The sequence below is a fragment of the Novosphingobium sp. THN1 genome (genome assembly GCF_003454795.1).
Classification (GTDB): domain Bacteria; phylum Pseudomonadota; class Alphaproteobacteria; order Sphingomonadales; family Sphingomonadaceae; genus Novosphingobium.
In genome coordinates, this window is record NZ_CP028348.1 from 602,528 (window position 1) to 626,995 (window position 24,468).

The 24,468-nt window shown below is 63.6% G+C and carries 14 protein-coding genes and 4 pseudogenes; 11 read left to right on the top strand and 7 right to left on the bottom strand.

The window, feature by feature from the left end; genetic code table 11:
• The first annotated feature begins 127 nt into the window (after window positions 1-127).
• From C7W88_RS19815 to C7W88_RS19830, 4 genes and pseudogenes are all read left to right on the top strand, one after another.
• Entirely contained in the window at window positions 128-1,252 is a 1,125-nt protein-coding gene (locus C7W88_RS19815; RefSeq protein ID WP_118075243.1) for a fumarylacetoacetate hydrolase family protein, read from the top strand.
• Window positions 1,253-1,306: 54 nt separating this feature from the next.
• Window positions 1,307-2,064 (top strand): annotated as a pseudogene (locus tag C7W88_RS19820) (SDR family NAD(P)-dependent oxidoreductase).
• On the top strand, window positions 2,055-2,945 hold the full coding sequence (locus tag C7W88_RS19825) for an SMP-30/gluconolactonase/LRE family protein (RefSeq protein ID WP_118075244.1): 891 nt from the start codon (window positions 2,055-2,057) through the stop codon (window positions 2,943-2,945). Before C7W88_RS19820 ends, C7W88_RS19825 begins: the two are co-directional and overlap by 10 nt.
• Window positions 2,945-4,846 (top strand): sialate O-acetylesterase, encoded by a 1,902-nt coding sequence (locus C7W88_RS19830; protein ID WP_118075245.1) that lies wholly within the window; start codon window positions 2,945-2,947, stop codon window positions 4,844-4,846. The genes C7W88_RS19825 and C7W88_RS19830 overlap by 1 nt, the downstream gene beginning before the upstream one ends.
• Here C7W88_RS19830 and C7W88_RS19835 read toward each other — a convergent pair whose 3' ends face one another.
• On the bottom strand, window positions 4,847-5,899 hold the full coding sequence (locus C7W88_RS19835; RefSeq protein WP_118075930.1) for a LacI family DNA-binding transcriptional regulator: 1,053 nt from the start codon (window positions 5,897-5,899) through the stop codon (window positions 4,847-4,849).
• A gap of 258 nt (window positions 5,900-6,157) precedes the next feature.
• On the opposite strand from C7W88_RS19835, the gene C7W88_RS19840 reads away from it, so the two are divergent.
• The 3 genes from C7W88_RS19840 to C7W88_RS24965 all read left to right on the top strand — a co-directional run bounded on the left by C7W88_RS19840 (window position 6,158) and on the right by C7W88_RS24965 (window position 9,220).
• Window positions 6,158-7,573 carry a sugar porter family MFS transporter gene (locus C7W88_RS19840; protein WP_118075246.1) on the top strand — a complete coding sequence of 472 codons (1,416 nt, stop codon included), beginning with the start codon at window positions 6,158-6,160 and terminating at the stop codon, window positions 7,571-7,573.
• A 67-nt stretch (window positions 7,574-7,640) separates the two neighbouring features.
• Window positions 7,641-8,558 (top strand): hypothetical protein, encoded by a 918-nt coding sequence (locus C7W88_RS24960; protein ID WP_370073247.1) that lies wholly within the window; start codon window positions 7,641-7,643, stop codon window positions 8,556-8,558.
• A gap of 2 nt (window positions 8,559-8,560) precedes the next feature.
• The gene (locus C7W88_RS24965) at window positions 8,561-9,220 is read left to right on the top strand and encodes an alpha-L-arabinofuranosidase C-terminal domain-containing protein (RefSeq protein ID WP_370073248.1); all 660 of its coding nucleotides are present in this window, start codon (window positions 8,561-8,563) and stop codon (window positions 9,218-9,220) included.
• Window positions 9,221-10,086: 866 nt separating this feature from the next.
• Here C7W88_RS24965 and C7W88_RS22995 read toward each other — a convergent pair.
• Entirely contained in the window at window positions 10,087-10,515 is a 429-nt protein-coding gene (locus tag C7W88_RS22995) for a hypothetical protein (protein WP_162896269.1), read from the bottom strand.
• 128 nt (window positions 10,516-10,643) lie between these two features.
• On the opposite strand from C7W88_RS22995, the gene C7W88_RS19850 reads away from it, so the two are divergent.
• Window positions 10,644-10,991 (top strand): hypothetical protein, encoded by a 348-nt coding sequence (locus C7W88_RS19850; RefSeq protein WP_118075247.1) that lies wholly within the window; start codon window positions 10,644-10,646, stop codon window positions 10,989-10,991.
• Here C7W88_RS19850 and C7W88_RS19855 read toward each other — a convergent pair.
• The 4 genes and pseudogenes from C7W88_RS19855 to C7W88_RS19870 form a co-directional block, all read right to left on the bottom strand.
• Window positions 10,988-12,882, bottom strand: a pseudogene (locus C7W88_RS19855) (NPCBM/NEW2 domain-containing protein). The gene C7W88_RS19850 and the pseudogene C7W88_RS19855 sit on opposite strands and share 4 nt — an antisense overlap.
• Window positions 12,882-13,921, bottom strand: a pseudogene (locus C7W88_RS19860) (alpha/beta hydrolase). The pseudogenes C7W88_RS19855 and C7W88_RS19860 overlap by 1 nt, the downstream one beginning before the upstream one ends.
• A gap of 69 nt (window positions 13,922-13,990) precedes the next feature.
• Window positions 13,991-14,887, bottom strand: a complete 897-nt coding sequence (locus tag C7W88_RS19865) for a cupin-like domain-containing protein (protein WP_240344971.1) — start codon at window positions 14,885-14,887, stop codon at window positions 13,991-13,993.
• Between the two features lie 132 nt (window positions 14,888-15,019).
• Window positions 15,020-15,721, bottom strand: a complete 702-nt coding sequence (locus C7W88_RS19870; RefSeq protein WP_118075250.1) for a SapC family protein — start codon at window positions 15,719-15,721, stop codon at window positions 15,020-15,022.
• 430 nt (window positions 15,722-16,151) lie between these two features.
• On the opposite strand from C7W88_RS19870, the gene C7W88_RS19875 reads away from it, so the two are divergent.
• The 3 genes and pseudogenes from C7W88_RS19875 (at window position 16,152) to C7W88_RS19885 (ending at window position 23,342) form a co-directional block, all read left to right on the top strand.
• The gene (locus C7W88_RS19875; protein WP_240344972.1) at window positions 16,152-18,992 is read left to right on the top strand and encodes a TonB-dependent receptor; all 2,841 of its coding nucleotides are present in this window, start codon (window positions 16,152-16,154) and stop codon (window positions 18,990-18,992) included.
• A gap of 71 nt (window positions 18,993-19,063) precedes the next feature.
• Entirely contained in the window at window positions 19,064-20,626 is a 1,563-nt protein-coding gene (locus tag C7W88_RS19880) for a tryptophan halogenase family protein (protein WP_118075252.1), read from the top strand.
• A gap of 130 nt (window positions 20,627-20,756) precedes the next feature.
• Window positions 20,757-23,342: pseudogene (locus C7W88_RS19885) on the top strand (glycoside hydrolase family 3 C-terminal domain-containing protein).
• A 3-nt stretch (window positions 23,343-23,345) separates the two neighbouring features.
• On the opposite strand, the gene C7W88_RS19890 reads toward C7W88_RS19885, so the two are convergent.
• A complete protein-coding gene (locus C7W88_RS19890; protein ID WP_118075253.1) occupies window positions 23,346-24,431 on the bottom strand; it encodes an AI-2E family transporter in 1,086 nt (361 codons plus the stop codon).
• Window positions 24,432-24,468: the final 37 nt, after the last annotated feature.

Here is a 24,468-nt window from a genome sequence, read left to right on the forward strand (position 1 = left end):
ATTGTTCGCGCGCGCTCGAACCCCGTGGAATCTGCGTAATCGAAAATCCCGCCCGGTACTCTTGATCTTGCGACGGCATGCCTCTAAGGTAGCGCTATCAGACAAAGGGAAGCCGGGGGATGTTTTGATGGGTTTGGGCCTCACGGCTTGCCTGCCACGCGACTACGCGGAGGGCGTGTTCATCGGTCGGGCCGAAGCGGTCGACGGGCCGCACGTGATCGTTTTGCGCAATGGCCGGATCAACGACATCACTGCGGTGGCGAGCTCCGTTTCGGGCGCGATTGCGCGCCGCACCTTCGCAGGGGGAAGCGATCTGGGCGCGATCGAGGATGGCTTGCCCGAGGGCTGGTCCCTGCTTTCGCCGATAGACTTGCAGTGCGTGAAGGCCTGTGGCGTGACCTTTGCCGTTAGCGCTATCGAAAGGGTGATCGAGGAACGCGCGCGGGGCGATGCCGCAGCGGCGGCGAGTATCCGCCAAGGCCTGGAGGATACGGTGGGTGCCGGTATCCGCGCCGTCGTGCCCGGCAGCGAGGAGGCGATGGCGCTCAAGGCTGCTCTGATTGCGCAAGGCATGTGGTCGCAATACCTCGAGGTCGCGATCGGGCCGGATGCCGAGGTGTTCTCGAAATCGCCGGTGCTTTCGACCGTGGGCCACGGTGCGCTGATCGGCGTGCGGTCGGATTCGAGCTGGAACAATCCCGAGCCCGAAGTGGTGCTGGTGTGCGACGGCACTGGCGAGGTCGTCGGCGCGACGCTGGGCAATGACGTTAACCTGCGCGATTTCGAGGGGCGGTCGGCATTGTTGCTGTCGAAGGCCAAGGACAACACTGCGTCCTGTGCAATCGGGCCGTTCATCCGCCTGTTCGACGAGGGCTTCGGCATCGACGACGTGCGCGCCGCCGAAGTGGAACTGGTGGTCGAAGGCACCGACAACTTCCGCATGGAAGGCACCAACCGCATGACCGAGATCAGCCGCGATCCGCTGGAACTGCTGCGCCAGACGATGAGCGAGCACAGCTATCCCGATGGCTTCGTGCTGTTCTGTGGCACGCTGTTCGCCCCGGTGCAGGACCGTGACGAGCCGGGCGGCGGCTTTACCCACAAGGTGGGCGACGTGGTGACGATCCGTTCCGATCGGCTCGGCGCGTTGAGCAACACTGTCACGACATCGCGCGATGCGCCCAAATGGACCTTGGGCATTGGCGCCTTCATGCGCAATCTGGCCACACGCGGCCTGGTGGAGAAGATCTGAATGGCCGCGCATACTCTTGCCGATCACGTTGCGGGCCAGCAGGCAGAGCCTCGGCTGATGGCGGCGCGATACCCCAGCTTGCGCGACAAGCGCGTGATCGTGACTGGCGGCGCGAGCGGCATCGGCGAGGGGATCGTCGAGGCCTTTGCCCTGCAGGGCGCGCAAGTGGGCTTCATCGACATTCAGGACGATCCCGCAAGGGAACTCGTCACGCGGCTGGGCTCGGCGCACCACGTGCCGGTGCTGAAGGTGCAGGATGTGTCCGACGTCGAAGGGTTGAGCGCGGCGATGACTGCTCTGGTTGACGAACTGGGCGGGTGCGACGTGCTGGTGAACAACGCCGCCAGCGACGACCGCCACGGGCTCGACGATGTCACCCCGGCCTATTGGGACGAGCGGATGGCGGTGAACCTCAAGCACAAGTTCTTTGCCTCGCAGGCGGTGTGGCCCGACATGAAGGCCAATGGCGGGGGGTGATCCTCAACCTGGGGTCGATATCGTGGCATCTCGGGCTGGATGAACTGGCGCTCTACCAGATTGCCAAGGCCGGTGTGGAAGGCCTGACCCGCAGCCTGGCGCGCGAGCTTGGGCCCTATAACATCCGCGTGAACACGATTATTCCGGGCAATGTGCAGACCGCGCGGCAGATGCGCTGGTATACGCCCGAAGGCGAGGCGGAAATCGTCTCGGCGCAGTGCCTCAAGGGCCGGCTCCAGCCGGTTGACATCGCGGCGATGGCCCTGTTCCTTGCCTCGGACGATGCGCGGTTCTGCACCGGGCACGAATACTGGGTCGACGGGGGATGGCGGTGATGACAGCTGTGCGGCGGGTTCTGGAGCTTGGCTGCACGCTGGGCGAAGGGCCGGTGTGGGACGCGGCGCGAGAGTGCCTGTGGTTCGTCGACATCAAGAACAAGCGCATCCACAGCTTCGAACCAGCCACCGGGCGGCACGAAAGCTTCGGCGTGCATGAGCAGGTCGGCTGGGTGGTGCCTGCCATCGGCGGCAAGCTGCTGGCGGGGATGAAGGACGGCTTGCACCTTTTCGACCCGGCGCTGGGCACGAGCGTGCACGTGGCGGACGTTCCCGGGGAGCCGGCGAGCAACCGTCTCAACGATGCCTGCGTAGATGCGCAGGGCCGCGTCTGGTTCGGTTCGATGGACGACGACGAGGACGCGCCGAGCGGAAGGTTCTATCGCGCGCATGTCCGCGAAGTGGTGGCGCAGGGGCCGAACGGGGTGTGCATCACCAATGGTCCCGCGGTGTCGCCCGATGGGACGAAGCTTTATTTCACCGATACGCTGGCGAAGACGATCTTCGTCGCCGATCTGGCTGAGGACGGCAGCGCGGGTGCGGCGCAAGTGTTTGCGCAAGTGTCAGACGATTTCCCCGAGGCCTATGCCGATGGGCCGGTGTGCGACGCGCAAGGCTGCGTGTGGACCGGGCTGTGGAATGGCTGGGGCGTTGCGCGCTATTCGCCCGAGGGCAAGCTGATCGAGAAGGTCGACCTGCCGGTCGCCAATGTGACCAAGCTGGCGTTCGGCGGGGCGGACCTGAAGACCGCGTTCGTGACGACCGCGCGCAAGGGTCTGGACGACAAGGCGCTGGCAGCGCAGCCGATGGCGGGGGACCTGTTCGCCTTTGACGTGACGGTGCCGGGTTTTGCGACGCCGCTTGCGGAGTTCAGGGCGTGATGCGCGCGTGGTTTGTCCTGCTGGGCGCAGGGGTATCCGCGCCGGCGATGGCTGCACCCGCGCTGGAACTGGGTGCAGTGTGGAGCGATCACGCGGTGATCCAGCGCGATCGGCCGGTGGTGGTCGAAGGGCAGGCACTGCCGGGGGCGGTCGTGGCAGGAACGCTGGGGGGCGAGGCTGCACAGGCGAAGGCCGGGGCGGACGGTGCCTTTGCGCTGACCTTCCGGGCGCGCAAGGCTTCGGCCGAAGCGACCGACCTCAAGGTAACTTCAGGTTCTGAGTCCGTGAGCGTTTCAGACCTGCTGGTGGGTGACGTGTGGCTCTGTTCGGGCCAGTCGAACATGGAGTTCCAGCTTTCGCGCGCGCTGAACGGTGGCATGGAAGTGGCGATGTCGGCCGATCCGGCACTGCGGCTGCTGCAGGTGCCAAAGGCGATGTCCTACCTGCCCGAGCGCGAATTCGGCAAGCAGACGCGCTGGGCGGTTTCCGGGCCGGAGACGAGCGGCGGCTTTTCCGCAGTGTGCTGGTTTATGGCGCGTGAATTGCGCCGGGCGCGCGGCGTGCCGATCGGCGCGGTTCACGCCAGCTGGGGCGGTTCCAAGGTGACGCCGTGGCTTGATCCGGCGGCCGGGGCGGAGATTGGTGGGGCGCAGGAGATGGCGCTGCTGGCATTGTTCGCGAAGGACAGGCTGGCGGCGGTAACGCAATTCGCGCCGCGCTGGACAGCGTGGTATTCGGGTGAAAACAGGGGCGCCAAGCCATGGCTCAAGCCCGATGAACTGCCGTGGCAACCTGTTCCGGCGATCAAGGGCTGGCTGGGCTGGGACAAGACGCCTCTGGCGGCCAAGCCCACCGGCACCGTCTGGATGCGGAGGCAGGTGACGCTTTCGGCAGCGCAGGCCAAGGCGGGTGTCACGCTGGCGCTGGGCGTGCTCGATGACATGGACATGACCTTCGTCAACGGTCAAGCCGTGGGCAACACCTTCGGCTGGGACGAGGAGCGCGCCTATGCGGTGCCGCCGAGGTTCCTGAAGGCTGGCGTGAACGAGATCATGATCGCCGTGACCAACACTTATGGCAACGGCGGCTTTGCCAGTTCGGCGGACCGGCTGTTCCTGACGCAGGCGAGTGGCGAGAAGATGCCGCTGGGCGAGGGTTGGCGCTATGCCATTGCGCCGACCAGGACCTACCCGCCGCGCGCGCCGTGGGATGCAAATGCCGGCATCGGGCTGATGCACAATCGCATGATCGCCCCGCTCGGGCACTTCGCGATGGATGGCGCGGCCTGGTATCAGGGCGAGAGCGACGTCGACACGGCGGACTATGCGCGCCGGATGAAGGCGCTGATTGCCGGATGGCGCGCGCGGTTCGGCCAGGACCTGAAAGTCGGCATCGTGCAGCTTGCGAATTATGGTCCGGCGTCGGACAAGCCGGTTGAAAGCGGCTGGGCGCAAACGCGGGATGTGCAGCGGCAGATCGTTGTCGACGATCCGAAGGCGTTCCTTGCGACGGCCATCGATCTTGGCGAGCGGACGGACATTCACCCGGCAAACAAGCTGCTGGTTGCGCAGCGCCTTGCGATGGGCGCGCAAGGCAAGGCTCTGCCGATGCCAATTGCGGCAAAGGCGGAAGCCAACGCGGTGAGGGTCACGTTCAGCGGCGTCGAGGGTGGGCTTTACGCCTGGAGTTCTGACGCCGCGATCAGCTTCGAACTGTGCGACGCCGCCGGCGCTTGCCGGTTCGCACCGGGCCGCGTTGATGGCGATGCAGTGGTGCTGGCAACCGATGGCAAGCCGGCGGCGAAAGTCCGCTATGGCTGGGCCGATAGCCCGGTGGTCAACCTGTTCGACGGGCGTTCGCAGGCCGTACCGGGCTTCGAAATGGCAGTGGTGGCGAACTGATCAGCCTTGTGGCGGGGCTGCGTCGGATTCGCGGCGCACCAGTTCGTAATCAAGCGTGGCAAGGCGCGGCCTGGCCTTTTCGGATGCCCGCTCCGCGCGGATTTCCTGCGCGAGCAGATCGGTCGCGGTCGCTGCCATCTGCCGGATCGGTTGGCGGATCGTGGTAAGTTCCGGCCAGATATTCGAGGCAAAGGCGGTATCGTCAAATCCGCATACGGTAAGATCGTGCGGGACTTCGAGATCGTTGCGATGCGCTGCGGCGACGCAGCCTGCGGCCATATCGTCGTTCGAGGCGAAGATCGCGGTCGGACGTTCGGGCAGCGCCAGCATTTCCATCGCCGCATCGAGGCCGGAGCGATAAGTGAACTGGCCCTGGCGGATCAGCGCCGCGTCTACGGTTGCACCGCTTTCGGCCATGGCATCTCGGAATCCGGCGAGGCGCAGGGCGCTGGCCGATTGCTGCGGATTGCCGATAATGAAGCCGATCCGCTTGTGGCCGAGGCCGAGGATGTGCTTCGTCATGTCATAGGCGGCCTGGTAATCGTCGATCATGACGACGCCATGGTGCGCCTCTGCCTGACCCGGCCCGATCAGGACGGCGTGCGTCCCGGCGCGGCGCAGGCGGGCAAGCAGCGCGGTATCATCACAGAGCGGGGGCGGCAGCAGAAAACCGTCCACAGCGCTCTCGACAAGGCGTGCAATCATCTTCGACTGGTCGGTCTCAGGCTCGCACCGTTCGACCATGAGGTGGGCATCGAGCCGGGTCGCGGCATCCATGCAACCGATCAGCAGTTCGCTGAGATAGGAAGCCGAAGGGTTGGCATAGAGCAGGGCAATGCGCAGTTGCGACGCGCCGGCAAGGCTGCGTGCGGCACGGTTCGGGGCATAGCCCAGCTGCTTGATCGCCGCTTCGACGGCCGCCTTTGTCTCTTCGCGTACGCCGGCCCCGCCATTGACCACGCGACTGACTGTCATCGGCGAGCATTGCGCAAGGCGCGCGACATCGTTGACGGTTGGCCGGCCGGCACTGCGGCGCGATCGGGTATCGTTCATGGTCCAAAGGCTCCCGTTGGCGAAGTCCTGACGGTGGCGAACAGACTTGGCAAGGCGCATTTCGAATAAAACAGACTTAAACGCAATTCGTGCTTGCACCGACAGGCGCTTGCGGTAGATAAGATAGCGCTATCAAGAACTGACGGCGGGGCCGGAGCATATCGGCCGGGATAACTGGTGAGAACGTAAACATGGCCGTCGACGCTATGCCGCGCGCATGGCAATGTCCGGCCCGGTTCAACGAGTTGGGAGAGGGAAATGGCTGCAGTGCAGCAGGACCGGGTCAACATGGCGCTTGTCGGCGCCATCGTCTCGGTGGCGACAATCGGCGGATTGCTGTTCGGATACGACAGCGGCGCGGTGAACGGGACGCAGGCCGGCCTGAAGGCGGCCTTCGCGCTCGATGACAATGGCCTTGGCTTTACTGTCGGCTCGCTGCTGGTGGGGTGCGCGGCGGGGGCGTTCCTTGCGGGGCGCATGGCCGATCGGTTCGGTCGCAAGCGCATCATGGTGCTGGCGGCAGTCCTGTTCCTGGTCGGCGCGCTGGTGCAAGGGATTACCGCGAACCACGCCCTCTTCGTGATCTTCCGCTTCCTGGGCGGCATGGCAGTGGGCGCAGCGAGCGTGCTTTCCCCGGCCTATATTTCCGAAGTGGCCCCCGCGGCGATCCGCGGGCGTCTGACCAGCGTGCAGCAGGTGATGATCATTACCGGGCTGACCGCGGCATTCGTCGTCAACTATGTGCTGGCGCAGCAGGCCGGGGATTCGCTGGGAGAGCTGGCGGGCGTTCCGGCGTGGCGCTGGATGTACCTGGCGCAGGCCGTGCCGGCGGTGGTGTTTCTGGTGGCGCTGCAGTTCATTCCGGAAAGCCCGCGCTATCTGGTCGGCAGCGGCCGCGAGGCTGATGCGCGCGGCGTTCTTACCCGTATTTTCGGCGAGACCGAGGCGAACCGCAAGGTCGAGGAAATCCGTGCGTCCTTTGCCGACGATCACCGCCCGCGCCTTGCCGACGTGCTGGCACCCGGCACGATCCTGCGACCGATCGTGTGGGCAGGCCTGATCATTGCCGTGTTCCAGCAGTTCGTCGGCATCAACGTGATCTTCTATTACGGCGAGACGCTGTGGAAGCTGGCGGGCGTTTCGGAAAAGGCGGCGCTCGAACGCAACATCATCTCGGGCGTGGTCTCGATCGCGGCGTGCTTCATCACGATGGCGCTGGTCGACAAGGTGGGCCGCAAGCCGCTCCTGCTGGCCGGTTCTGCGGGCATGACGCTTTCGCTGGGTGCGATGAGCTGGGCGTTTTCGCAAGGGACGCTCGATGCGGCAGGAGCCCTGCAGATGGACCCGTCGCTGGGCATGATCGCGGTGATTGCGGCAAACATCTACGTCATCTTCTTCAACGTCAGCTGGGGCCCGGTGATGTGGGTCATGCTGGGCGAGATGTTCCCCAACCAGCTGCGCGGATCGGCTCTGGCGGTGTGCGGCCTGGCGCAGTGGGGTGCGAACTATGCAGTGGTGCAGAGCTTCCCCGCCATGGCGAGCGGCCTCGGCCTTGCCGAGACTTACTTGCTTTACACCATGAGTGCAGCGGTGAGCCTGTGGCTGGTCAAGGCCTTCCTGCCCGAGACCAAGGGCAAGGAACTGGAGCAGATGGAAGGCTGGGGCGGGCACTGATCCGCTGACGCCAGAGCATACGACCGGGGGCGCGAACGGCCCCCGGCGCAAGAGGAGAGCCAAGTCGATGACGTCCGTTGCCAAGAGATTCCGTAACGCGCTGCTGGTGGCGACGTTTGCCGCCGGGCTGGGTACGCCCGTCTTGGCGAAGGACGCGTCGGTCGAAGTTGCTGTCGATACCGCCACGACTGGGCCGGTCATCGACAAGCACATCTTCGGGCAGTTTGCCGAGCATCTTGGCACCGGGATCTACGGCGGTGTGTGGGTCGGCAAGGATTCGCCCATCCCCAACGTGCGCGGCATTCGCAGCGACGTCGTCACTGCGCTCAAGGCGCTGAAGGTGCCCAACGTGCGCTGGCCGGGTGGCTGCTTTGCCGACGAATACCACTGGCGCGACGGTATCGGCCCTGCCGACAAGCGCCGCGTGCAGATCAACACCAACTGGGGCGGCGTGCCGGAGTCCAACGCATTCGGGACGCACGAGTTCATGGATTTTGCCGAGCAGATCGGCTCCGAGGCCTATATCTCGGTGAACATCGGTTCGGGCACGGCGGCGGAAGCTTCGGCGTGGATCGAGTACATGACCGCCGAGAAGGACACCACGCTGGCCAAGGAGCGTGCCGCCAATGGCCATCCGGCGCCGTGGAAGGTGCCGATCCTGGGTCTTGGAAACGAGAACTGGGGCTGCGGCGGCGCGATGTCGGCCGAGCACTACGTCGAGGAGATGAAGCGCTTCGCCAATTTCACGCGCAATTTCAATCCGGCGCAGCGTGAAAAGGACAAGATGAAGCGCATCGCCGTCGGCTGGGACGGCAACAAGCTCGACTATACCGAGGAAGTGATGAAGGCGTGGAAGGACCACGTCTACTCATGGGATATCGAGGGTGTATCGCTGCACAACTACACCACCGGGGTTGGCCACCGCACCTGCCGGCCACTGGCTTCGGCAATGACGAATATGCCATCATCATCGGCGAAACGCTGAAGATGGACAGCCTGATCGCCAAGCAGAGCGCGATCATGGACAAGTACGATCCCGAGAAGAAGCTGCTTATCGCGGTGGACGAATGGGGCGCCTGGCTTTCACCCACGCCGGGCAGCAATCCCGGCTTCCTGCAGCAGCAGAACTCGTTGCGGGATGGCATCCTTGCGGCGCTCAACCTCAACATCTTTGCGCGCCATGCGGACCGGGTGAAGATCGCCAACATCGCACAGATGGTCAACGTGCTGCAGGCGATGATCCTGACCGATGGCAGCAAGATGGTGCTGACGCCGACCTATCACGTGTTCAGGATGTACGTGCCCTTCCAAAACGCGCAATTCGCTCCGGTGAAGTTTGCCGCGGGCGAGCTTGCCGTCGGTGACCGCAAGCTGCCGCGCGTGGATGCGATGGCGGCCAAGGACAAGAGCGGGCAGGTGTGGGTCTCGCTCGTCAATGTCGATCCCGATGCGGGCACCAGCGTGACGATCCCCGGCTTCCGCACTGCCAGCGGCGAAGTGCTGACCGCGCCCAAGGTGGACAGCGTCAACACCTTCGCCGCGCCATCGGTCGTCGCGCCAAAGGCGATCAGCGGCAAGGCAGCGGGTGGTGGTGTGACGATCACCCTGCCTCCGCGCTCGGTAACGGTGGTGAAGGTTACGAAGTGAATTGAAGAGGTGCCCTGCGGCGGTCTCTATCCTCCCTCCTGAGGCTGCTGCGATACCTGAACGGCCCGGAAGGCGCAGTGCTTTCCGGGCCGATTTTTGTCTGAGCGTGGGTGTGAGAAAGGAGCGGGACCCCGGGGCAAGCCGGGGTGACGGTGGGTTTCAGGATTTGGTTTGGGCTGCTTGGATCGCTGCTTTGGGGTGGGGTGCCGACCCTGTTCTACATGACTATGATAGGTCGCGTAAGGAAGTGTCATAGCCTTTACTTCGCACTTGGTAGAAAAAAGAATTACCGTAGTATTTACGGACGCAATCTATCATTTCTTTGTCCGAAAGATTATGAAAGTTATCTTCTTTAAATAAGTCCGATGATGCGGATGGGGTAACGATTGCCTTCCAGTGACTGGTTGAATCGAACCAACTAATTTCATAAAAACTACAAGAATATACAGCGAATGACAAAGCTTGAGGGTCAGTGTCCTTTGAACCCTTGATCTCGACTTTTTTGAAATCTGGCAAAGAGTCGGAAATGCTGACACTGAGCGGAAAAACTATCGATCTACTTTGCGTAGCTCTAGCGATGACATTATCAGCACTCACCGTGAAAGATTTTTTACGCTCGTCTGACCGAACGTCGTCTCTGCCTTGTTTAGAGCATGCGGACAATCCAAGGATAACAAATCCTACGCGGAGTAAGCTAAGTCTTATTCGATGGGCATCCATAAAAAGCAGGTCTATCACGGCCATCGATGTTCGCAATGGTGTCGTGACAGACAGCCTTTTAGCGCAAAGTAGCGTTAGGGGACGTCCGCACCACCCGTTGTTCTCGAGAACTGGGATTAGTGGTGGCGTTGGCAGGAGCGGAGTGGTTAGCTGCCATCTCGCCGAAATGGGCGGACGCGACTTATACGCCGCGCTAATGGATAAGGTTGCCGGACCTCGAACCTGCTCAATTCTTTGACAGCGTCTTCGTCGCCGTCCCTTGCAGCGCGCCGCAGCCATCGACGGTAGCCAGCAAGATCACCTGCATAGAAGAGCGTGAGAGCGAGATTCTGGGCAGCGTTGACTTCGCCCTGCTGAAAAGCATGATACATCAATCCGGCAGGACTGTTTGCATCGCTGAACCGCCCGAGATCCTTCATGTTTCCCGTTTCCGTCATGCGCGCAGCTAGACTAAGCATTGCAGGCCCGTATCTTTGGTGAGCAAGCATTTGCAAAATGGGCATTCCAAAGCCAATTGCCTTACCAGCCAAAATCGCTTCGGCGCGGCGAAAAAGTCGGTCGGATCTCTCGCTCATCGATCAATATTAGTCTGAACATAAAAGTCTGCAATGACATCATGCCAGAAGTGGCGGCATTTAGTAGCGCTTGGGCTGATCCTGACTTGCGTGTTGCGCAGTGGCAAGATTCAAGGGAGTGGCGTTCGGTGCTGGGGCACCTTGGCGCGTTTTCGGCGTTTGAAGCCATGACCAAAGCGATCCTCGTTGCCGCCGTAGCCCTGCTCTTGACCTGCGCCAGCGTGGTGATGCATCCCGCCACGGACGAGCGGGCTATGTATGGGTTCGAGGGCCCGCTGGAGCAGAACTGGCTGCCGCGCGTGGTTGCGGGATGGCCGGCGCCGTTTCTGGCGGACAGTGGCGAGACTTCGGTGCCGCACCAGATCGGGCCGGAGGATCACTTCCGGCCGGGTCCGTTCCTTGCGGATCTTGGCTTCTGGGCGCTGGTGGTGCTGGGCGTGATGCGGGTCTGGCGCCTTGTGCGGCGCCGAGCCTAGCGGTCGAGCGCCGCTTCGGCCCAGTCGACCGCCACATTTTGCATCTCCGGGCGGTTTCCTTCAGCGACCAGTTCCACGATCTTCGCGCCCTTCACCGGCACGGCGATGGCGGCAGGGGCGTCGCCGGGCTTCATCCATCCGGTCTGCTTGAGAAGCTTGCCATCGGCGTGGACCGAGAAGCGGACGCGGGCGGTAGGGTCAGCGACGGAATCGTCTATCCCGGCGAGCGCGGTGAAGGTGGCAAAGCCCGCGTTGCGGACTTCTAGTCGGGAGTTGGCGAGAGTGCCGATGGCGTTGTGGTAGGTCTTGCCCGCGATCTTTGGGGTCTGGGCAAAGGGCGTCGCGTCGGCCCTTGCACCGCCCCAGCCGCCGTAGACGGGATGCTCGCCATCGGCCTTGGTCGAGCGCCAAGGCAGTAGGCCGCGATAGACCATCGGGTCAGCCATCGGGTGGATCACGCCATCGACCGCCGGGTTCACGTTGCCGGGCTGTTCGGACAGGTAGAGGCCCTGGGCGTGTTCGCGCGCGCCACTGGCCTTGAACAGCAGGGTCTGATGGCGGTCGAGGTGGACCGGCATTTCGCCTGTGAAGGACTTGGTGCCGCCGTCCCACAGGTCAGTCAGGGTGATCGGCTGATCGGCGCGGTATTTGAGGTGGGACGCGATCAGCTTGACGTCGATCGGGCTGCCAGTGCGGTTGAACAGGGCGACCGCCTTGGTGCCATCGGCCAGCGTCTTGACGAAGATCTGCACCGAATCACCATCGTAGGCGAGAACGGCCTGATGCGCGGCGGCATCCTGATTGAGCGCAACAACTTGCGCGTTGCCGAGCACGCCCATCATCGCGGGCGAGGCCTTGCGCAGATCGAAGCCGATGATCAGCGGGGCGTTGAGCATGGCCCAGAGCGCCATGTGCGAGCGGGCTTCGGTCAGATGCGCATCATCGAACTCGCCGCTGCCGATAAACAGCATGTCGGGATCGTTCCAGCTGTTGGGCTTGGCATAGAGTTCCCGCCGCGATGCCGAATCGAGATTGTGCAGCATCCGCTCCCAGTTGGGGGAGATATCCTCGCTGGTGCGCGAGAGGTTGCCCAAGGTGCGCGCCCAAGAACGGACGTCGGCCGAGCCCCACAGGCAGATCGACAGGACAAAGTCGTTGCCCGGCTTGTTACGCGAGAGGGCCTGGCCGACTTGCGCGAACAGGTCCTTCACCGCAGGGATGTTGGTGCGGGGGATGGTATCGTAGTCGATCAGCGGATCGAGCGCGCGCAACCGGCCGGATTTGACCTGCGGGCTATCAGCGGCGAGTGCGCGAATGCCGCAGCCATCGACCTTGATGTAGTCAAAGTTCCATTCGCCGAAGTAGAGCGCGATGTCCTGGTCGATGTGGCCGTAGAGGCCGATCTCGCGTTCGGCCATGGTGCCGGCGGGCTGGCCGGGGCCGGTGGGATCGCCATAGATCTGGCCGCAGCTGTTGCGCCCGATTTCGCTGTAGATGCCCGCTTTCAGGCCCATGGCATGGAGGCGGTCGGTGAAGGGGCGGAAGCTGGTGTTGCCATCAGCCGTTCGGGCCGAGGGGAAGTTGTCGGTGCGGATCAACACGCGACCATCAGCTTGCCGGCGCCTGGCCCACCAGCCATCGTCGATGTTGACGTAGCGATAGCCCTTGGCGGCAAGGCCGGAGTCGACGATCAGCTGCGCCGAGGCGATGACCTTCTCCTCGTCGATATCGGTGCCGAAGGCGTTCCAGCTGTTCCAGCCCATAGGCGGCAGGGGGCTGATCCGCGCGTGGTGACGCTCCATTCGCCCTTGGCTTCCAGCGGCTTGTCGGCGGCATGGGCAGGGGTAGCGAGCGCAGTAGCGGCGAGCAGGGCGGCAGAGGCAAGGCGCATCACTTGCCCGCTCCGAACGACAGGTGCTGGCTGAAGAAGGGTACGACCTGCTCCTGAAAGCGGAACGCGACGCGGTTGGTGTGATCGCCTTCGTACAGGGTGAAGCTGTTGGCGATGCCGTAGGTCTCGAGCACCTTGTGCAGGGTTTCGGTGTCGGTCTTGAGACCGTCCTTGTCGCCCACGTCCATGGCGATGGCGGCGTAGCGGCGCAGGTTGGGGATGTACTGGTCAACGAACGACAGCGGGGCGTTGGCGGCCCACTTCGCCATGACGTCCTCGCGGGTCTTGCCGTCGGCAGTCAATGGCAGGTCGAGATAGAGCGGGGGTTCTTCGGGTTGGGTGACCAGGCGGCCGCAGCGGCCAGGGTGCCGCGCTGTGCCCATTGCAGATTGGCCGAGTCGGCCGGGCTCTTCATCGCGGCATAGGCCTTCATCGCCTCGGGCGTGACGCCGAACAGGCCACGCGCCGAAAGGCAGCACGGGCTCATCAGGTAGAGCGCGCCGAACACGTCGGCATGCTTGATGCCGATGCGCGTGGCGCCATAGCCGCCCATGGAATGGCCGACGAGCCCACGGCTCTCACGCGTGGGCAGGGTGCGATAATGGCTATCGATATAGCTCACGAGATCGCGGGCGATGAAGGTCTCGAAATCGCCGGTGGTGGCGGACGAGGAATACATCGAGCCGTTGTGCACCGTCTTGCTGTCGGGGAAGACGAAGATCATCTCGCGCGCGCCTTGGGCCATGCCGCCCTCGATTACCTGCGGCACGTGGATTTCGCCCATCCACTGTGCCGCGCCGATGGAGTAGCCGTGGAGCGCATAGACGACCGGGTAACGCCCTTTCGGATTCTTCGCGTAGCTTGGCGGCAGGACGACAAACACGTCGCGATCGGCGCTGTCGCCCTCGAGCGAACCTTCGAGGCCCTTGGCGTGGACCGTGATTTTCTGGACCGTAGCCTTGGGGGCACCGGGCACGACGGTTGGAGCAGGTGTTTCGACCTGCGCATAGGCGCCAGAGGCGCAAGGTAGCGCTCCCATTGCAAGGGCGGAAGCGGTCAGCAAAGGCAGGATGCGCATCAGTCTATCTCCCGGATGTGGTTCTGGTTGTCAGTGGCCGCGCAAGGCGCGGACGAGCATGGCGCGGATCTGGCCGTAACCGGCGCGCAGGTCGCCAAGCACGCCGCGCCGGTCCTCTGGCACGTGGGCAAGGGGATGGCCCTCGGTGCGAAATACATAATGGTCAAAAAACGCGCGGAACGCCATGCGCTCGGCCTCGGGACGCTCGGCAATGGCGATCATGGCATGGAGCAGCGCCAATGAGGGGGCGTCGGGCCCGGTGGCGGTTGCATCCCACCAATAGTTGAGCATGACGTTGACGGGAGCCTTGGCTTCAACCTGGTGCCACCACAGCTTGGGCAGGAACAGGGCATCGCCGGGGCTCAGGGTGACCGTGATGGCTCTCGCCTGCGCTGCGGCAAAGCGGGGATAACGCGCAGTGTCTCCATTCGGAGCGGCGAGGCTGGCGGGCTGGCCGGCCATGGTATTGTCGATCGGACCGACATAGAGATCACCGATCGCATCGGGCGGGTAGAGCGTGAAGGTGCGTTCTCCGGCGATCACGCAGGCGAGATTCTCATAAGCGTCGTAATGTGCCGCAGCGGTGGACGGATTGCCGATCCACAGGCGCGGCTCGACCGACCGGGGCACGATCGCGATGTGGTTCGCCTCGGCAAAGCCCGGCAGATAGGCGGGCGCGACCAGCGAACCGATGTAGGTCGTGGGCGCTGAGGGGTTGTCCGCGTGGGCAAGCATCTGGGCGAAGGCGTCGGCCAGCGCCATTTCGCTGCGCGTGAAATTGAAGCCGGAAAGATCGTCGGTGTAGAAGTAATGGCCGGCGTTCACCGGGTCGCCACAGAAGACCTGTGGTTTTCGGTCGCTTGCAAATTCCAGCAGATAGTCGAGCGCAGCGCTCGGCGCGGTGCTGGCGGCGCGGGTGGCGGGCAAGGCAGCGCCAAGCCCCTGATTACCGCGGGCCTGCCAAGCTCGATCACTTCTTCGCGAAATGCCCCGGCGCTGAGCAGCGAGGCATCATCCGGCGCGAGTTCGATCAGTTCTGGCCCGGCCCGGACAGTCACGTCATGCCCAGCTGCTGGCCGGAGTGGCGAGTCGTTCGTTCCGCCGGCGGGCGAGTTGGCCGATCTGGCGTAGGGACGCGCGGATTGCCAGAGCGGCGGATAACGAGCCGTCCCGATATAGTCTGATGATTCTAGTATCGTCGAGATCTGCAAGAGCGTCGCCTCTGACGGTATAGAGGCCATTCAGGGCGACGGTCTGGCCATCGTCGAACTTCAGGGAAATGTCGACCGGCTCGACCAGCCGCGCCTCGACGATATCGGCAATGAATTTCTCCGTCCTTGCTGCATTGCCCATCAGCGTGCCGATGGCGCGCTGGACGAGCCGCATCTCGTCGGTCGGGCCGCCCATGGCATCGAACAGGGGGATCGTGCCGCCGGGTGCGAAGCGGGGATGCGCAAGGTCGACGGCAATGTTGTCATCAGAGGCAAAGAACCCCTGCCGCTGCAGATCGAGCGGAAGAAAGGCTGCGTTTCCAGTGCCTGCGCCCTCGACCAGGACCTCATCGGGCGCAAAACCAAACAAGGCGACGATGGCGAATCGCCCTGTCTCAGGCGATTTGGCCAGCAGCACCGGGCAGCACGATGCGGCTGCCTCGACCTCGGGCAGCGAGATCTGCACCATGTGCGGATGCGCGCCTGCAACAGGATGCATGGCCAGGTTGCGATGGACCTCGCTGTTCAAGATCTCGAGTTGCTCTGCCATTCGTCCTCTCCCGTCTTTCCCAGCTTTTCAGGTAGCTTATCGCCAATCTGGCCGAGATGCGATGTGTGCGCTACCATGCTTGGTCTAACGCCATCCGCGGCCTTCTTGCAACACTATCCAACCGAGCCTTCATTGCGCAGACAATTTGTTATTGATAGCGCTACCTAGATCAGTTACACCGGTCTCGCAAGGTGACGCTGACAGAGCGCCTGCAGGGTTGAGAGGCTGAAGGGAAACCGCGGTTCGTCTGCGTGACGCCTCTCCGATTGCGCGTGCTTTGTCATGGCTGCCGGTCCTGTCGTGTGGGGCAGCCGGATGCAGATCACCTTCCCGGGCGGGGGGCCGTCAGAATAGCAGTGGAGAGGGTATGAGGACGTCCATCAATTCACGCTTCCTTATTGGAAGTGCGGCAGGGGCAATCGCGCTTGCTATGGCGATGCCGGCTGCGGCGCAGGAAGCGCAAAGCTCGGTCATGAACGACGAGCCGAGCAATGCCGAGATCATCGTCACCGGCATCCGCGGTTCGCTCCAGCGCAACATGGAGATCAAGCGCACCGCATCGGGCGTGGTCGATGCGATCTCGGCTGAAGACATCGGCAAGTTCCCCGATGCCAACGTGGCCGACGCACTGCAGCGCCTGCCCGGCATCTCGATCCAGCGTTCGGGCGCTCGCGGTGAAGCCAACGGCGTGACCGTGCGCGGCTTCGGCGGTGACTTCAACGACACGCAGTTCGATGGCCGTCGCCTTTCGACCGCTTCGGGCAGCCGCGCAGTGGACTTTACCACGATCGGTTCGGACTTCGTCTCGAACATCTCGGTCTACAAGACGCCTGACGTCGAACTCGGCGCCAGCGCGATCGGTGCGACGATCAACGTTGCCCTGCCCAAGCCCTTCGACAGCGCCGACAGCAAGTTCGCGGTCAAGGCATCGGGTGCGGTGCAGGATCGCAGCGGCAAGGTCACGCCTTCGGGCGCGGCGCTGGCCAGCACGCGCTTTGCCGACGATACCATGGGCATCCTTGCCTATGCCGCCTACCGCCGCGTCGATACCGAAGCCAACCAAGTCTTCATACCGGGCTGGATCGGCAACTACTTCTACCAGTGCCAGGCCCAGGCTGCATGCCAGACCAGTGACTTCACGCCGGCCAAGAAGAACGTGCTCGGCTGGTTCCCGCAGCAGGTGGGCGCCAACCAGATCACCACCAAGGATGAACGCATCGACGGCCGTCTTGCCTATCAGTGGCAGGCAGGGGACGACGTGCTGCTGACGCTGGACGGCAACTTCACCCGCCAGACGCTGAACACCGCGACCTATGGCTACGGCGCATGGTTCAACGGTGACGACTTGCGCAATGTGAAGCAGGACAGCAACGGCACGGTGGTTGACTTCAACCAGTTCGGCACGCCGATGGACTTCAACGCCAGCCTGGCGCGGACGATCAACCAGACCTACATGTTCGGCGGCAACCTGAAGTGGGATGCGACGGACGAGCTGAGCTTCGACTTCGACGCATCGCTGTCGCGCTCGGTCCTGAACCCCGGCCGCAATGGCTACCAGAACGCGATGGACATCGGTTACGGTGGCACCAATGCCGATCCGAACGGGCCGTTCCTGTCGACGGGTTGCACCTATCCTGCCGGTGCCGGTCCGACGACTGCGCCGACTTCGTGCAGCCGCTACTCGACGATCCTTGGCGCAAACACCGGCGTGAAGATCGGCGGGCCGAGCAACAACTTCCTGCCGAGCATCCACGATGTGGGTCCGGGCGGCGACGTTTCGCGCTTCACCGACAAGTCGTTGATCGGCAGCCACGTGATCGCCGGCTTCCCCAACTACTTCACCAACCTGGTCAAGCAGATCAAGATTGGCGGCAAGTGGGATGGCGACAACCTGAAGGTTCACTTCGGCGGCAGCTTCCAGGAGAACAAGTACCACCAGGAAGGCGAAAGCCCGTTCGTGAACGGCACCTTCTTCCGTTACGGTGGCTACGGCGCGCCTTCGGGCCGCACCGGTGCCGTCGCGCCGCTGCCGGACAGCGTCTATCAGGGCATCATCAGCACCAACAACTTCATCCCCGGCTATCAGGGCAACCTGGCTCCGGCGATTATCAAGTACGATCCGGTGGCCGTGTACAAGGTGCTGGAAGCAACCGGGCGGGGCACCACGGCGCCGGCCTTCAACCCGGACAGCGTGCTGAACGTGAAGGAACAGACGTTCGCGGCCTATCTGCGCATCAATTTCGAGAGCGAGATCGGTGACATGCCGTTCAAGGTGAGCGCTGGCGTACGCGATGAGTACACCAAGCTGACTTCGGGCGCGCTTGGCCGCAATCCGGTGAAGCTGATCACGGTGCCGACCGACCCGACGCTGATCCAGGTCGATACCTTCACGCCGCAGCAGCTGATCGAGCGGAGCATCTCGTATAACTACGTGCTGCCGAGCCTTGACGTGAAGCTGGAGGTGAAGCCCAACCTGATCCTGCGCTTCGATGCATCGCGCACGTTGACACGCCCGGCACTGGGCGATTTGCGTCCGACGATCAATCTCGGCACGTTGCGCCGTGGCAGCCTTGCGGCATCGGGCGGCAACGCCAGCCTCAAGCCCTACCTTGCCGACAACCTCGATCTCGGTGTCGAGTGGTACTACGGTTCCAACTCGTACTTCGCGGTCAACGGCTTCATGAAGTTCATCTCGAACTTCATCGTCGGCGGGGTCAGCACGCAGACGATCAACGGCGTGATCGATCCGTTCACCAACCAGCCGGCGCAGTTCCAGGTGAACTCCAAGGTCAATGGTCCGGACGGCGTGGTGCGCGGCGTGGAAATCGCCTGGCAACAGGTGTTTGGTGACACCGGCTTCGGGTTCAACGCCAACGCCACACTGGTCAACACCAACCGCACCTTCAACACCGCGGACATCTCGGGTTCCGCCTTTGCCATCACCGGCCTTGCCAACTCGGCGAACCTCGTGGCGTTCTATGACAAGAACGGTCTGGAAGTGCGCGTTGCCGGCAACTGGCGTGACCGATACCTGCTGGGCCTTGGCCAGGGACAGGGCGGTACGTTCGGTGCGGAACCGGTCAACGTGAATCGCCAGTTCCAGATCGATGCCAGCGCAAGCTACCAGGTGACCAAGGAGCTGTCGGTCTTTGTCGAGGGCACCAACCTCAACAACTCGAACTACAGCACTTATGGTCGCTTCTCGAACATGTCGCTTGACACGTTCAACTACGGCCGCCGCTTTGTCTTCGGTGCTCGTTTCAACTACTGATAAGACGTGAAGGTGGTGCCGGGGTCTCAAACCCCGGCACTGCTGCAAAAACAGGACGGAGCAGGACGCGGATGGTTCGTGCAGTGCGCGATGTCGTGATTGTGGGTGGCGGAACGGCCGGGTGGCTGACCGCGGCGATCATTGCGGCAAAGCATAAAGCACGGATCGGACACGACTTCTCCGTCACGCTGGTCGAAAGCCCCAACGTGCCGATCATCGGCGTGGGCGAGGGGACGTGGCCGACGCTGCGCTCGACCCTCAAGAGCGTGGGCATTTCCGAAACCGATTTCTTCCGTGAATGTGATGCAGCCTTCAAGCAGGGCGCGCTCTTCGCGAAGTGGACGACGGGCGCCGACGATGACGCCTACTATCATCCCCTGGTCCTTCCGCAGCGCTTCGGGCAGCTGAACCTTGCGCCGCACTGGCTGGCAGGCTCGCTGAACGAAGGCGGCGACAATGGCGAGACGTTTTGCGACGCGGTCTGTCCGCAAGGGCGCCTGTGCGACGAGAACCTTGCGCCCAAATCGATGGTCAATGCCGAGTACGAGGGGCAGGCGAATTACGCCTATCATCTCGATGCCGGGAAATTCGCGCCGTTCATGCAGCGGCACTGCACCGAGAAGCTGGGCGTGCGCCACGTGCTGGCCGACATGCGGCAGGTGTTGCAGGATGAGCGCGGCGACATCCGCGCGATTGCGACCGAGCAGGCGGGCGAGATCGGTGGTGATCTGTTCATCGACTGCACCGGCATGCGCAGCCTGCTGCTCGGCCAGACGCTGGGCGTGGGCTTCAAGGACTGCAACGACGTGCTGTTCTGCGACACTGCGCTGGCGATGCAGGTGCCCTATCCATCGCCCGATGCGCCGGTGGCGACGCACACCATTTCGACCGCGCAATCAGCGGGTTGGATCTGGGACATTGGGCTGCCGACCCGGCGCGGCGTCGGCCATGTCTATTCAAGCCGCCATATCAGCCGCGAGGACGCCGAAGAGGAACTGCGCGCCTATGTCGGCCCTGCGGCGGAAGGTCTTTCCGTGCGCAAGATCGACATCCGCTCGGGCCACCGCGAGATCTTCTGGAAGAACAACTGCGTGGCTGTCGGGCTGGCGGCAGGGTTCCTCGAGCCGCTGGAAGCCTCGGCCATCGTGCTGATCGAGCTTTCAGCCAAGATGATTGCCGACCAGATGCCGCCGGTGCGCGAAGTGATGGACGTGGTGGCGCGGCGCTACAACGAGAAGACGCTGTACCGCTGGGGCCGCATTATCGACTTCCTCAAGCTGCACTACGTATTGAGCAAGCGGCGCGATACGGCCTTCTGGCGCGACAACATGGAGCCGGCTTCGATCCCGGAACGGCTGCAGGAGCTGATGGCGCTGTGGCAGTATCAGGGGCCGTACATGCACGAGGAGTTCGACCGGGTGGACGAAGTGTTCCCCTCGGCATCCTACCAGTACGTGCTTTATGGCATGGGTTTCCGCACCGAGGTTTCCGCGCGCACGTTGGAGCCGGAAGTGCGCGAGGCCCGGCGGGCAAGGGCCGAAAACGCCGACATTACCGCGCGGATGCTGAGCGGATTGCCCAAGCATCGCGACCTGATCGACCGCATCGTCAAGTACGGACTGCAGCCCGTCTGATCCACAAACGAGCCCTGCCGGGTCGCATCGGCATGGGATACCTGAGAGGAAAATCGTGATCGCCAGTTCATTGCCAACGCGCGGAATCGCGCGACTGCTGCTTGGGTCCGTCAGCGTGGTAACGCTAACTATGTCCACCGCCAACGCGCAGGAGGTGGATCCGCGGGCCGAGGCGGACCGGCTGGCTTCAGCGCTGGTGGCGAAGATGACCACCGACGAGAAGGTGGAACAACTGCTCAACGTTGCCCCGGCGATCCCGCGCCTCGGCGTTCCGGCCTACAACTGGTGGACCGAGAGCCTGCATGGCGCGGGCGGCGCGGTGCCGACGACGAACTTCCCGCAATCGATCGGCCTTGCCGCCACCTTCGATCCGCCGCTGATCCATGACGTGGCGCGGGTGATCAGCAACGAACTGCAGGGCCTGCACACGCTGGCGCGGCAGACCGGGCATCTCGGCAAGATCGGCACCGGGCTGGATACCTGGGCACCCAACATCAACATCTTCCGCGATCCGCGCTGGGGCCGGGGCAGGAGACCTATGGCGAGGACCCGTACCTGACGGCCCAGCTCGGCGTCGCCTATGTGAAGGGCATTCAGGGGCCGAACCCCGATCTGCCTGACGTGATTGCCAGCCCCAAGCACTTTGCCGTGCATTCCGGGCCGGAACCGACGCGGCATACCGATAACATCATGGTTTCGCGCCATGACCTGGAAGACACTTACCTTCCGGCGTTCCGCGCGGCGATCGTCGAGGGCAAGGCCGGGTCGATCATGTGCGCCTACAACCGCGTCGATGGTCAGCCGGCATGCGCCAGCGACCTGCTGCTGAAGGACCGGCTGCGCGGGCCTGGGGCTTCAAGGGCTATGTCGTTTCCGACTGCGATGCCGTGGTCGATATCTATGACCGCCACAAGTACGCGCCAGATGCCGCCTCGGGCGTCGCGGTGGGCCTGCTGGCGGGCGTCGACAACGAATGCCACACCGGCACGATCGGCGAGGCGAAGGGGCTGGCGGACCGCTACAAGGCTGCCTTGAAGGCTGGCTACCTGACCGAGGGCGACCTTGACCGCGTGCTGGTGCGGCTGTTCTCGGCACGCTATCGCAATGGCGACCTTGGCGGGATGAGCGCGCGCAAGCCCAACGCCACGCCGGTGAGCGCGGTGGGCACACAGCAAGGCTGGGACCTTTCGCTGAAGTCTGCCGAAAAGAGCCTGGTCCTGCTGAAGAACACGGGCGTCCTGCCGCTCAAGCCCGGCGCGCGGGTGGCGGTGATCGGGCCGCTGGGCGATGCGACGCGCGTGCTGCGCGGCAATTACTCCTCGGCCAACTCCGCGCCGCCGATCTCGGTGGTGGAGGGCTTGCGCCGCGCGATGCCGGGAGCGCAAGTGAATTACGTGCCGTTCTCGCCCTCGATCGTCGATGGCGATCTGGTGACGGACGGCAACTTCCTGACGCCCGATGGCAAGCCGGGGCTGAAGGCGGTCTATTACAACGCCATCGATCCATCAAAACCGCGCGGCGAGCGGACGTTCGGCGCGAAGCCGGTTGTTACCCGGATCGAGACGAACCTCAAAAGCAGCGCGATGCAGCTGAAAGAGGTAAGCCCTGCGCACAAGGTGGTGTGGGACGGCTTTTTCGTGGCACCCGAAAGCGGGCTCTACAAGATGGGCGTGACTGCGGTTAAGGGCGCGATCGAGATCGGTGGCAAGCCGGTGATCACGTCCGATCACTATTCGCTGTGGGGCGAGCCGCCCAAGTACGTCGAGGTCGAACTGAAGAAGGGCGAGCGTTATCCGCTGCACTTCGACATCGAAGGCGGCGGCGCGGCGGGGCCAGGCCTGTTCTGGAAGCGTATCAGCAAGGACCCTTGGGGTGATCTGGCGCGCGGCGCGGCCGAAGCGGATGTGCTGGTGGCGGTCGTCGGGCTGACGGCTGACCTCGAAGGCGAGGAAATGCCGCTCAAGATCGAAGGCTTCGACGGCGGTGACAAGACCAGTCTGGAACTGCCGATGGATCAGCGCGAACTGCTGATCCGGGCGCGCACGCTAGGCAAGCCGCTCGTCGTCGTGGCGATGAACGGCAGCCCGATCAACCTGTCATGGGCCAGGGACAATGCCGATGCACTGGTAGAGGCGTGGTATCCAGGTCAGGCCGGGGGCTGGCAGTGGCCAATGTGCTGACAGGCAAGACCAATCCATCCGGTCGTCTGCCGCTGACGTTCTACAAGGACACGGCGGACCTGCCGGCCTTCACCGACTATTCGATGAAAGGGCGGACCTATCGCTACTTCACCGGCAAGCCGGTCTATGGCTTCGGCTATGGCCTGAGCTACACGACCTTCGGCTATGGCCCGGCAAGGGTCGAGCCGGTCGGTGGCAGCACGGCCAATGGCATTCGCGTAACGACGCACGTGACCAACACCGGCGCGCGCGAGGGAGAGGAAGTGGTGCAGGCCTATCTGCGCTTCCCCGAGCAGCCGGGTGCTCCACGCGTGGCGCTGCGCGGGATGCAACGCGTGTCGTTGAAGCCGGGCGAGAGCAGGGCGGTGACGCTGGAGCTTTCACCGCGCGATCTTTCAGCGGTGCGTCCGGACGGTGTGCGGCAGGTGTTTGCGGGCACCTATCGCTTGAACCTTGGCGGTGGGCAGCCCGACAGCGGACTGCCGGGTACCGAGACCACCTTCAGCGTGGACCGCGTGGTTGACCTGCCGAAGTGAGGCTCAGCGCGCTTCGCCTTGCCCCTCGTCAGGGTGAAGCGCCAACCTCTGTTCAGTAAGAATCTGCCAGCCGGTAAGGAACAGCGCGCCAACCACCGGGCCGACGACAATGCCAGACAGACCGAGAAGTTCGATCCCGCCCAGCGTGGTGACCAGCACCAGCCAATCGGGGATGCCGGTATCGCGGCCGACCAGCATCGGACGCAGGACATTGTCGGCAAGGCCGATGACGACCACGCCCGATGCGATGACCACCGCCCCCTGCCAGATCGCCCCGGTGGCAAAGAGATAGATCGCGACCGGACCCCAGACGATCGCAGGGCCAATGGCGGGCAGCAGCGCGGCAATGGCCATGAGCGCGCCCCACAGCAGCGAGGCGGGCAGGCCGACAATCGCAAAGGTGATCGCGCCCAGCGCGCCTTGGGCGAGGGCGACAAGCACCGAACCCTTGATTGTGGCGCGGACGACCGCGACGAAGCGCTCGACAAGGCGCCCCGCAACCGATGGCTCCAGCGGCATGGCGCGGACAATCTGCGGCCCGAGCTGGTAGCCATCGCGCAACAGGAAGAAGGTCACGTAAAGGCCCACGGCAAATGCGAGCAGGAACGAGGCAGCATCGGCTCCGATCGCCAAGGCGCGCTGCGTGATCATGCTGGCGCTGTTGCCAAGCGCTTCGGAAATCTTGCTCTGGGCCAGCTCGAACGTGCCGAAACCGGCATTTTCGACCAGGGCCTGCAGGCGCACCGGCAGCGCATCGTGGACCTGCTTGAAATAGGCGGCGAAGTTGATCTGGCCGGTGCGCATCTGTTCGAACACGCCCGAGGCCTGTTCCACCACCATCGTGCCGATCAGCATCGCCGGGATGATCACCGCGAACGTGATGATCAGCAGCGTCATCGTCGCAGCACGGCTGCGCTTTTCCGGCCAGCGTTCAAGCAGTCGCTCGTTCAGCGAATGGAACATTATCGCGGCAAGCGCGGCCCAGAGGATTGCGCCGATGAAGTGCGAGACCACCAACGTAAGCCCGACGGTGACGATCACCAGAAAAAGGACGAACCCGCCCTTCTCGATCCTGTTGCGCTCCAGCATTGTTCCCCCGTGTTGCGGTCAAACCCGCAGATATCCA